Source organism: Phaeodactylibacter xiamenensis, from assembly GCF_000759025.1.
In the GTDB taxonomy this organism is placed as follows: domain Bacteria; phylum Bacteroidota; class Bacteroidia; order Chitinophagales; family Saprospiraceae; genus Phaeodactylibacter; species Phaeodactylibacter xiamenensis.
In genome coordinates, this window is sequence record NZ_JPOS01000133.1 from 1 (window position 1) to 9871 (window position 9871).

The following is a 9871-nucleotide window of genomic DNA, read 5'->3' on the forward strand; positions in this document are numbered from 1 at the left end:
CCCGTTATGGGGTACCGCATCAGAATTGGCATTCTATGGAATTGAAAATATGAATTCTCCCGTCTCAAAATGAAAATTCAGAATTAGGTACTTGTCCAGAAATCGAGAACTGATTTTCAAATCGGTAAACTGGAATTTGGGAAAGGCGGGTAAATGGCCTGTCGAGTCTTGTATGTTTTACGGTTAATCGAACAGAAAACGAAAAATTTGAATTCCTAAGATTAACCGGGCCCATCTTGAAAAATGAGATTGGTTTTTTCAGATGAGCTTTACGTTTGGGCGGCTTTTGAATAGAAAATCAGGAATTTGAATCTTGTCCAAGAACAGAAATCTGGAATCAGGAATCTATAAATTTTGAACTGGAAACCGTTGATTGAATCAATTTGACAACCAAGATCAGGAACTAAAGATTTGGAGAACCTGAAACTGATTTTGATAAATCTGGGAAATCGAATTGAGTAAATCAGAGATCAAAAATCAGGTTGAATCTTCTGGAGATTGAGATCTGAATCCGGATATAGGTTGATTATCGTCAGATTTTTGGTTGATTTAAGATTATAATCGATCAAAATATAGAATCAGAATCCTGAAATTGAATCAACTGAAAACCAAGAGATTAAAATCAGTTGAAAAAATTGAATAGCCGCCTTTTGGTTGGTCCAGAATTTGAAATGGGCCCTTTTTTTGAAACGGTGAAAAGAATAAAGCGGCAACCCATAACAATGGCTACACTCAAGCTGGGTAAAAATCTACGATTGAAAAAAGAGAATGAAAAGGCCGCTGCAGTCAGCAAAAGCCAGGCTTCGCCATTTTCGCCTTTTGCTGCCTGCGCTAGTATTGGTGAAATCGAACGAAAAGATTAATTTTAGAATCCCAGCCTGCGCGTAGCCGGGCCGTTATATGGCATAAAGAAAAAATAAAAAGGTGACTGAAAAACAAAGAAATGAATACTTCAGAAATGTTGACAATAATATTCGAGAATTCGGATATCATATTACGACAGTACTTGAAGATGAAGAAACGACACCTTTTGGATATTCAACAGGAATTTTTCAGAATTTTAAAATCCCAGAAATTTTTATTTCAGGATTACCCTCTGGACTAACTAGGGAATTAATTGAAAATTACTCGAATGAATACAGGTTTTCAAAAATTCCGATCCTAAAGGTTTTAAAGAACTTAACTAACAGATTTCCAGTTTATCTGACCAAGGTTTCGATTGAAAAGTTAGAAGAATATGTTTTAAGCTCGATCAAGTATTACGATGAAAATCATTTTGAATACATTCAATTAATTTATCCCGATTTAAAAGGGAATTTTCCAGGTGAAAAAAACTACGATTATGACCAAGAAATTTTCGGTAAAATCCTAAATCTTTAAAACCGTCAATCAACTTGGAGTTCAGAACTAAATATCCTTTTTGCAAGAAGGAACCTTCAAAACTCTTGAAAAACTATGATTCAATAAGTTTCCATCAAGATGAAGAAATTCTAAATAGAATCCTCAATCTTTTAACGGAGGATAAAGAAACAAATAAGATTAAAGGAATTCTTTCTACATCTGAAATCGTCAAATAGGGAGGAGATTCAAATAACGAAAAGGCAAATGAAAATCACGAAGAAATTGTAGATTGGTCTGAAGAGAAAAAATGAATACGCCATATAACAATGGCTACATGCCATGCCGGTAAAAATCTTCGAGAGGAAAATGGAGATTGAAAAACCCGCGCAGGCATCAAAAGCCAGGCTGCGCCAATTTGGTCTTTTGCTGCCTGTGCTAGCATTTGTGAATTGAGACGAAAATGGTAAATTTAGAATCCGGCACGTCACGTAGCCGGGTCGTTGGGCGCACTCCATTTCGGGAATAAAAAGCTGATAAACAAACGATTAGGAATTAAGCCTGCCTTTGAAAATCGGGAATAATTGGTTTTGGAACCCGAGTTTTGTTGATTACGGTCAATTGATTGTATAACCCAATTGGGCAGGCAAAAAAAATGGAAAATCAGTATTTCTATCGGGTAATCCGTTGTCCCGAATAATTGAGATCCTTAACAATATCCGCTCCCTATCATCGAAAGAAGAAATTGAGTTTTTTGGAGAGGGATTACGTTTAGGGCCTCAATACGGAAAATAAGAATTGGGTAAACCGTCGAATAGAATAGGGTAGGAGGACAAGAAATTTGAACCTTTCACCGGATAAGAATCTGATCAAACTGAATCGGGTTATCGAGAATCAAGTTGAAATTTTGGAGATTGAAAATCAGTAGATTGAATTGTCCAACTTGAATCAATATTATCTTGAAGAATAAGACTTTAGCCGAATCAAATTGAAGACTAGAGATTAGAAATTTGGATCAATTTTGGAGATTGACTTTCAAGATCAAGAATTTGAAACCGGTAAATTGAGATCAGTTTTCAAGATCAATTTGAGATCATCAGAATTTTGGAATCGGTTCAAGAAGATTGAAAAATCGGTAAAAACGGCCCTTTTGAAGTATCCAGAATTGGTAAACCGGTCGCTTTTATAGGTTTACGAAGAAAAAAATGGAAGCGCCCAACAATGGCTACATGCCATGCCGGTAAAAATCTTCGAAAGGAAAAAGGAGATGGAAAACCCGCGCAGGCAGCAAAAGCCTGGCTGCGCCAATTTGGTCTTTTGCTGCCTGCGCTAGCATTTGTGAATTGAAACGAAAATGGTAAATTTAGAGTCCGGCACGTCACGTAGCCGGGCCGTTCTCGCCAACCAAGAAATAACTAATTAAAAATAAATTTAATGTTACTCCTTTTTAATTTCCTAGGACCAGAAGTGATTATATTATTTTTCGTGATAATGCTGCTTCTTATTCCTAGAAAAAACCAAGTGTCAGGTTCTGTACTACAACCTTTTGAATTTGCTGGTGCTCCAAATTTCTCTCAAAGTAATGTTGGGAAGTTCATAACAGGGCAACAAAGTTCAAATGTTAGATATGGTGCAAGTTATGTCAGATTATCTATAGCCTATGGCTTAGTGTATTCTATTCTTGCTTTTGTAATCTCTCAATACTTTTTTTCAGACAGTTATATGTATGAAAGCGAGGAATTTATTTTCATCCCAACATTAATTTCGTTGGGAATAGCATTAATAGCTTTACTTCTGTGTATCAGACATTATCGAAGTTTGAATTTTGGACAATTAACATTAAAAAAGGGGCTATCTATTGGAGCGGTGTTTGGATTGGCAAGTGGAATTATTTCCGCTGCACTTAGTTATGTGTATTTTTACATAATAAATCCTTATGCATTGGATGATTTAATTGACTATCAATTGAGCGTTAGCGGATTTGAAAATGATGAATACTTTAGAGAAACTTTCGTGGAATCATTCTCTACTGGATTATTATTAGCAATTCCGTCAAATATGCTATATGGCTTAATACTCTCATTTTTCCTTTCACTTTTTCTAAAAACCAAATAAATTTTTAGACTATGCAATCAGATATTACTCGCCAAGTATCAGCTAATGTATACTCAAATTCAAGCCTTAGAAATAAGATATATGAATTTGCAAAAGACCCGTATCATGCCGTAGTTAATTCTTATGGTATGGATACATCTGAACTTCTCAAGCATACATTTAATGCGAGAAAAAAAAGAAGAAATTACTATCAATTACTTTTTCTTCCAGCAATCATTTTATGGGGATTTATCATACTGATTTTTGTTTCCGAAGGAGAAATATTAGAGGGAGGAGCTTTTTTGATTGGATTTATCTCATTTGTTATCTCATATATTATTGTGCTAATTTATGATGTTAATCAAAGAAACTTCCTTAAAAACAATTTGTACAAAGACTCTTATAATCCTGACTTTGAATATACGAGCAGCAACTCACACCTCATTGAAAAATTTAACAAAAAAACGAGCGGAAATCTTGTGGTTTATAGTGGATATTCTCCTTTCGTTGGAAGTGGAATTGATATTGGGGGTTGGTCATTTGTTGTAGATATAGACAAGGGGAAAAAAGAATTGAACAGACGATTATCTCCCAAAGACTTTGATATATCTGAAATCTATGCAAGAGTAGATGATGAAATAGAAAGCCTAAACATTCCTAATTTATCCGTTACTGATAAAGTATTCATTAATGGAAAGAAGATAAGAAATAATCCTGAGATACTACCAGATAAACTTGGGCATCCTTCAAATAATGTTTCTCAAGAGTATTTAGAAAAAGTGATGAAAGAAACGAATACAGATGCGAGATTTTATAGAGTTATTCAAGTAAATGATTGGGAAGGTGATTTAATTTTGACTGCATTTCTACGTTTTCAGAAAAGTGAAAAAAGTCTTTTTGTTGAGAACAACTACTACTTATTACCACCTGTAAGCGAAGATTTAAAAACAATAGACAAGATTAAAGAAGAATCGGGTATTAGGCATTTTTTAGGTTGGATTTTTTCACTCTTTTTCATTACTCTCGGACACACTTTTATGTCTATTTTTAGAGTGTTGGGTTACATAAATGAAGTAATTAGTAGCATATTTGGTGGAAAGGAATCTGTCATGAGAAAATTAGTGAAAAGTTCTCCAGATTTTGATTATGGTGCAGAAACATCAATTAGAGAGGCGGTCAGTCAGCTATTATATTCACAACATTTTCAAAAGCTTGATAAAGAAAGATACTTCAAAATTATCGAGAAAAGGATATTTAATATGTTAGAAGACTTCCTTGATAGTAAGAATATAGATTCTTCTGAATTCAAAGAAAGGGAAACAAGTATTCTTAACAATGGTGTCCTTGTAACTGGGGGCAATTTAAAAGCAGATAATATTGCAGTAGGAAAAAAATCTAAAATCAACAATTTCTTTAAAGGTCAAACCCAAGAATCATGAAAAAAAATAAAGGAATAATTGTTACAGGTGGTAAGTTAGACGGGAAGAATATAGCCGTTGGAAAAGGAGCGAAAATTGAAGTAAATGAATCCGGAAAGAATTCTAATGACAATTCAAGTGAAAACATTGAAAGTAAATTTGTCAATAATTTAAAGGATTTAATTTCTAAAGGAAAAATTAAAATGGCAATTGAGAACCTTTTAGTCTATTTTAAAGAGGAACAAAATAAAGAAGGATTGAATGCGACAATAATGCATTCTTCTTCATTGACTCAATTGGACATGCAAGAAAATTTAGGAGTAATAACTCATGAACAGGGTAAAATTGATAGAGCTAAAGTTACAAATGCTATTTTACAGTTAATTGATAATCAAATTAAAAAATGAAAGAAGGCTGGCGAGAACAAAGCATAGCCGTCAAGCTGCCCTATGCGGGCAGCCTGCGGCTATGCAGACCGTTGGCTGCAATATGGTCTTATTGTAAATGACTGATAATCAATTAATAAAAGCGACGGCTAGTTTTTGGGAACTGATAAAGTCTCAAGATTGTTCTAATAAGTTGTAAATTGGATCGAAGGAGGAATGCTAATAGGAAGAAGACAGAAAAAGTTAATATGATGAATCATACAGTAAATACAAATAAACTTAGGAAAGACATTATGAATGTTTTGACAAGGATTGATGATGTCAAAAAACTAAAGTTAATCTTTCAACAGGCGGAAGAGATAGAAGAGATGAACATTGTTGAGGATGAGCAAAGCCTAAATATTGAAGACGGGATCGTTGAAGTAAGAGAAGGCGTAACCTTAGATCAACTTTTAAAAGAACAAAACTATAAACCGATCAATTACCAGGAATTCAAAAGCCTAACAGATGAAATTGAGTGGGAACATTCTTTAGAAGAATTACTGGAAAACCTTGATTAACAATCTGATTAGTGTGGAAAGCCAATGGATATAATACTGGATACAAATTTACTGTTGATATATAGCCGAGGAACAGAAGTGTCAGAACAAATTGAAAAGGAATACGAGATATTCAAGGATCAGAATAGGCTTATGATATCAGTAGTTACTCTAGGAGAGTTAAATGCATTAACCAAAAAATTAGGGATAGGAGATAGCCGAAAAAAGAGATTAGAAAAGACTCTTGAAAGAATTGCAAAAATCAATGTGAATATAAAAGAGGTTATTGACCGTTACGGAGATATAGATGCCTATAGCCAAGGAAAATTATCCAATAAGAAGGTAGAATTTAGTTCAAGAAATATGGGGAAGAATGATATATGGATAGCCGCCACCGCTAGTGTATACAAATTGAAACTATATACAACAGATAAAGACTTTGATCATTTAGCAGGTGAATTTATCGATTTGGAATTCATTGATATTGAAAAATATAGGGGATGAAAACTGCAGCCAACAATGGCTACATGCCATGCCGGTAAAAATCTTCGATTGAAAAATGGAGATTGAAAAACCCGCGCATGCAGCAAAAGCCAGGCTTCGCCAATTTCGCCTTTTGCTGCCTACGCTAGCATTTGTGAATTGAAACGAAAATGGTAAATTTAGAATCCGGCACAGCACGTAGCCGGGCCGTTCACAGACAATCGCGCAACAGAAAACAGTATCTGTAAGAATTTGAAAAAAGGATTCTCCCCGCCTAAGAAATGGTAAGTGCCTGATTATCAATATTTAGAAAATGGGTGTTTACTGGTTAGTCCATTGAAGAATTGATCTGTTAAGGCGGGGCAGGTGTGATTTCTACAGTTTTATAGTTGGTTTACGAGAATCGTGACAGCCCGAATTGAAAAATTAGATCAAGAGTTACCGCGGCCCCGTTGAATGGAAAAGAATACGGTATCAAGAAAGGAGTCCGCGTCCAGGGGGCTTATGAAAATCAAACGGTAAATGAAAATCAATGAGCAAATAAGGTTTCATGCCCGAATAAGATTGAATCTTAAGGGTTTGCAGGTGCATTGAATAGATTTAGCAGGAGAATAATTGAATGATTTTCATTGGTTTAAGTTGATTCTTACGGGCGATAAACAAAATGAGGGTATCAGTTATGCCTGAAAATTGGTGGTCCGAAATCGGAGAATTGGGTAAACTTGGAAAAAGCCCCCTTATCTCGTCTTCGAAAAAAGAGAAATGGCCGCTTGTTTTGTAAAAAAGGGATAAAACGCGAATGCTGTGAACATTGGCTACCCGACAAGCCCGGTAAAATCCTGAAAATGAAAAAAGAGAAAAGAAAGTCCGCTACAGTCAGCAAAAGCCCGGGCTACGCCAAGTTAGCCTTTTGCTGCCTGCGCTATTTTGGTGAAATGGAATGAAAAGATTAATTTCAAGAATCCGGGCCTGCGGGTAGCCCGGGCCGTTCACAGACAATCGCGCAACAGAAAACAGTATCTGTAAGAATTTGAAAAAAGGATTCTCCCCGCCTAAAAATGGTAAATGCCTGATTATCAATATTCAGAAAATGTGTGTTTATTGGTTAGTCCATTGGAGAATTGGTCTGTTAAGGCGGGGCAGGTGTGATTTCTACAGTTTTATAGTTGGTTTACGAGAATTGTGATAGCCTGAATTGAAGATTAGATAAAGAGTTACCGCGGCCCCGTTGAATGGAAAAGAATACGGTATCAAGAAAGGAGTCCGCGTCCAGGGGGCTTATGAAAATCAAACGGTAAATGAAAATCAATGAGCAAATAAGGTTTTATGCCCGAATATGATTGAATCTGGAGGGTTCTCAGGTGCATTGAATAGATTTAGCAGTAAAATAATTAATTGATTTTCATTGGTTTAAGTTGGTTTTTACGGGCGATAAACAAAATGAGGGTATCAGTTATGCCTGAAAATTGGTGGTCCGAAATCGGAGAATTGGGTAAACTTGAAAAAAGCCCCCTTATCTCGTCTTCGAAAAAAGAGAAATGGCCGCTTGTTTTGTAAAAAAGGGATAAAACGCGAATGCTGTGAACATTGGCTACACACAAGCCGGGTAAAATCCTGCATTGAAAAATTAGAAAAAAGAGTCCGCTGCGGCGGGCAAAGCCAGGCTACGCCAATTTCGCCTTTGCCCACCGCAGCTATTTTGGTGAAATGGGATGAAAAGATTAATTTCAGGAATCCCGGCCTGCGTGTAGCCCGGGCCGTTGGCAACAATTAAACAAGTAGAAAAAAATGGCAAAACGAAACCTTTGAAAAAAGGAAGATTCAATGTTTAGTTCTGCGCCAAATTTGATTGTTATATATGTGGGATTTCCCAAAGCCACACAAAAAAAAGAGGGATAATCTTTCAAAACTTTTTATTATGAAAAATTTGATTATCATTTTCCTTGCTGGATTCTTTATAATTGGTTGCCAGCCGGAAAAACTCGAATCGAACTACCTATTAAAAGAAGACAGTCCTTTGAAGATTGGAATTAAAGAACAATTCCTGTTAGGAAATACAGACCAGATAGAAGTTCTAGAATTTACAACCGAAGAAAAAGAGGCAGACCAAATTTCTGAAAGAAGCTACGAACCCATTAAATATGACTTAGAATATGCTGCAACCCCTGATCCTGCTGGCGACTGTTGTGGTGCGCAATTTTTAGGATTTGATGAATACGACTTATCTGAGCCATTTCTTCTTTTTCTTCAGGAATATGGTTTTGGGTACGAATTTTATGATGAAGAATGGAACCATTGGATTATCGACAAAATGAATGCCAACGGAACAGTTGACTATAATGTTCTTGACAATTTTTACACGCCTTATTCCGCAAATCATGATGTTGATTGTGATGATACAACATCCAGCTATGGTACTGGATTGTGGTATCCATCAGGCTCTATTGCCCCCGGATACTATAGGATATATGTTGAAAGGGGGTATACAGACGGAAATAATAGTGGGGTTTTGTGTACCAGCGCATTCGGATATGCATGGTATGGAAATCCAACATTTTAATTTGTTCCCCTTGTGAACAAAGCAAGGAGGGGGAACTCTCTCCTTGCATTTTTTTAATAAAAATTGTCAAAACATGAAAAGGGTTTTCTTTGTATCTCTTTTAATAATCATTATATCTTCAATTGTAGTTGGTCAACAGGTAAAATTTTATGGATATGATAGTAGCAACTCTTTAGTGCCAGTTGATTCTGTCGTTTTTGGTTTTAGTTCAGATGCCTCTATTGGCATAGATGAAGAACTGGGTGAACAGGATATTTCTGGCACCCCCACACAAACATATGACCTAAGGGTTATTCAAAGGACAACAGATGAATTCTACTGCCTTTATGATGAAGAAGCTAATAAGATTACTTATGATGTTGGATTCGACTCAAAAGTTAATTTCAGAAGAACTTCTGAAAGCGGAGCAGGGAAGTATTTTGAGATCATTAATATGTCTGAAAACTTCGAAGGAGGATATTTTATTTGGCTTGGAGACTACATTGATTCTCAAATCGACATCAACGAATACTACTTGGGCTTTTTTTCTGCCTATAGCTGCCCTCCAAACTTAATATCATATAGTGATTTGTTAGATGGAGTTCCAGGACAGCTTGATGGTATAATAGTTACACCAAGAGATTGGGCAACAGATTCGTTATACAAAAGTTTCTATTTTTATTTAGAGCCAGATTCAACATTAACAAGTTCAATTTTGGAGGTCGATGAACATAATATACCAAATTTTTACCCAAATCCGACGGATGACATTCTCCATATAGAATCTGTATCATTCTTCAATATTGAACTTTATGATTCCTTTGGGAAAAGGATACTTTCATCAGACACAAATGCCAAATTTTTAAACGTTCAAAATTTGGCATCAGGAGTTTACTATTTGAGTTTCATTAATGACCTATACCGAAAAACTGAAAAGCTCATAATAACAAATTAAAAACTGTTGCCAACACCGGCTACCCGCAATGACTCCCATTTGGTCGCCACTGCGGGTAGCCAACCCGTTGGGCGCACTCCATTTCGGGAATAAAAAGCTGATAAACAAACGATTAGGAA

At 35.8% G+C, this 9871-nt stretch carries 11 protein-coding genes; all 11 read left to right on the forward strand.

Features of this window, described 5'->3' with window-relative positions; translation table 11 throughout:
* The first annotated feature begins 626 nt into the window (after window positions 1-626).
* The 11 genes from IX84_RS30210 to IX84_RS30260 all read left to right on the forward strand — a co-directional run bounded on the left by IX84_RS30210 (window position 627) and on the right by IX84_RS30260 (window position 9752).
* Window positions 627-863 carry a hypothetical protein gene (locus tag IX84_RS30210; RefSeq protein ID WP_044230333.1) on the forward strand — a complete coding sequence of 79 codons (237 nt, stop codon included), beginning with the start codon at window positions 627-629 and terminating at the stop codon, window positions 861-863.
* A gap of 61 nt (window positions 864-924) precedes the next feature.
* Window positions 925-1380, forward strand: coding sequence for a DUF4262 domain-containing protein (locus tag IX84_RS30215; protein ID WP_044230335.1), 456 nt, complete (start codon window positions 925-927; stop codon window positions 1378-1380).
* 1392 nt (window positions 1381-2772) lie between these two features.
* Window positions 2773-3453, forward strand: coding sequence for a DUF4199 domain-containing protein (locus IX84_RS30225; RefSeq protein ID WP_044230340.1), 681 nt, complete (start codon window positions 2773-2775; stop codon window positions 3451-3453).
* Window positions 3454-3464: 11 nt separating this feature from the next.
* The gene (locus tag IX84_RS30230; RefSeq protein ID WP_152605312.1) at window positions 3465-4871 is read left to right on the forward strand and encodes a hypothetical protein; all 1407 of its coding nucleotides are present in this window, start codon (window positions 3465-3467) and stop codon (window positions 4869-4871) included.
* Window positions 4868-5257, forward strand: coding sequence for a hypothetical protein (locus IX84_RS30235; RefSeq protein ID WP_044230344.1), 390 nt, complete (start codon window positions 4868-4870; stop codon window positions 5255-5257). The genes IX84_RS30230 and IX84_RS30235 overlap by 4 nt, the downstream gene beginning before the upstream one ends.
* Before the next feature lie 227 nt (window positions 5258-5484).
* The gene (locus IX84_RS30240; protein ID WP_044230346.1) at window positions 5485-5796 is read left to right on the forward strand and encodes a hypothetical protein; all 312 of its coding nucleotides are present in this window, start codon (window positions 5485-5487) and stop codon (window positions 5794-5796) included.
* 24 nt (window positions 5797-5820) lie between these two features.
* A complete protein-coding gene (locus tag IX84_RS30245) occupies window positions 5821-6279 on the forward strand; it encodes a type II toxin-antitoxin system VapC family toxin (protein ID WP_044230348.1) in 459 nt (152 codons plus the stop codon).
* A 701-nt stretch (window positions 6280-6980) separates the two neighbouring features.
* Entirely contained in the window at window positions 6981-7202 is a 222-nt protein-coding gene (locus tag IX84_RS33180; RefSeq protein ID WP_152605313.1) for a hypothetical protein, read from the forward strand.
* Between the two features lie 554 nt (window positions 7203-7756).
* Window positions 7757-8032: a hypothetical protein gene (locus IX84_RS30250; RefSeq protein ID WP_152605314.1), complete on the forward strand. Its 276-nt coding sequence runs from the start codon at window positions 7757-7759 to the stop codon at window positions 8030-8032.
* A gap of 144 nt (window positions 8033-8176) precedes the next feature.
* A complete protein-coding gene (locus tag IX84_RS30255) occupies window positions 8177-8818 on the forward strand; it encodes a hypothetical protein (RefSeq protein WP_152605315.1) in 642 nt (213 codons plus the stop codon).
* A 73-nt stretch (window positions 8819-8891) separates the two neighbouring features.
* Window positions 8892-9752, forward strand: coding sequence for a T9SS type A sorting domain-containing protein (locus tag IX84_RS30260; RefSeq protein ID WP_044230353.1), 861 nt, complete (start codon window positions 8892-8894; stop codon window positions 9750-9752).
* Window positions 9753-9871: the final 119 nt, after the last annotated feature.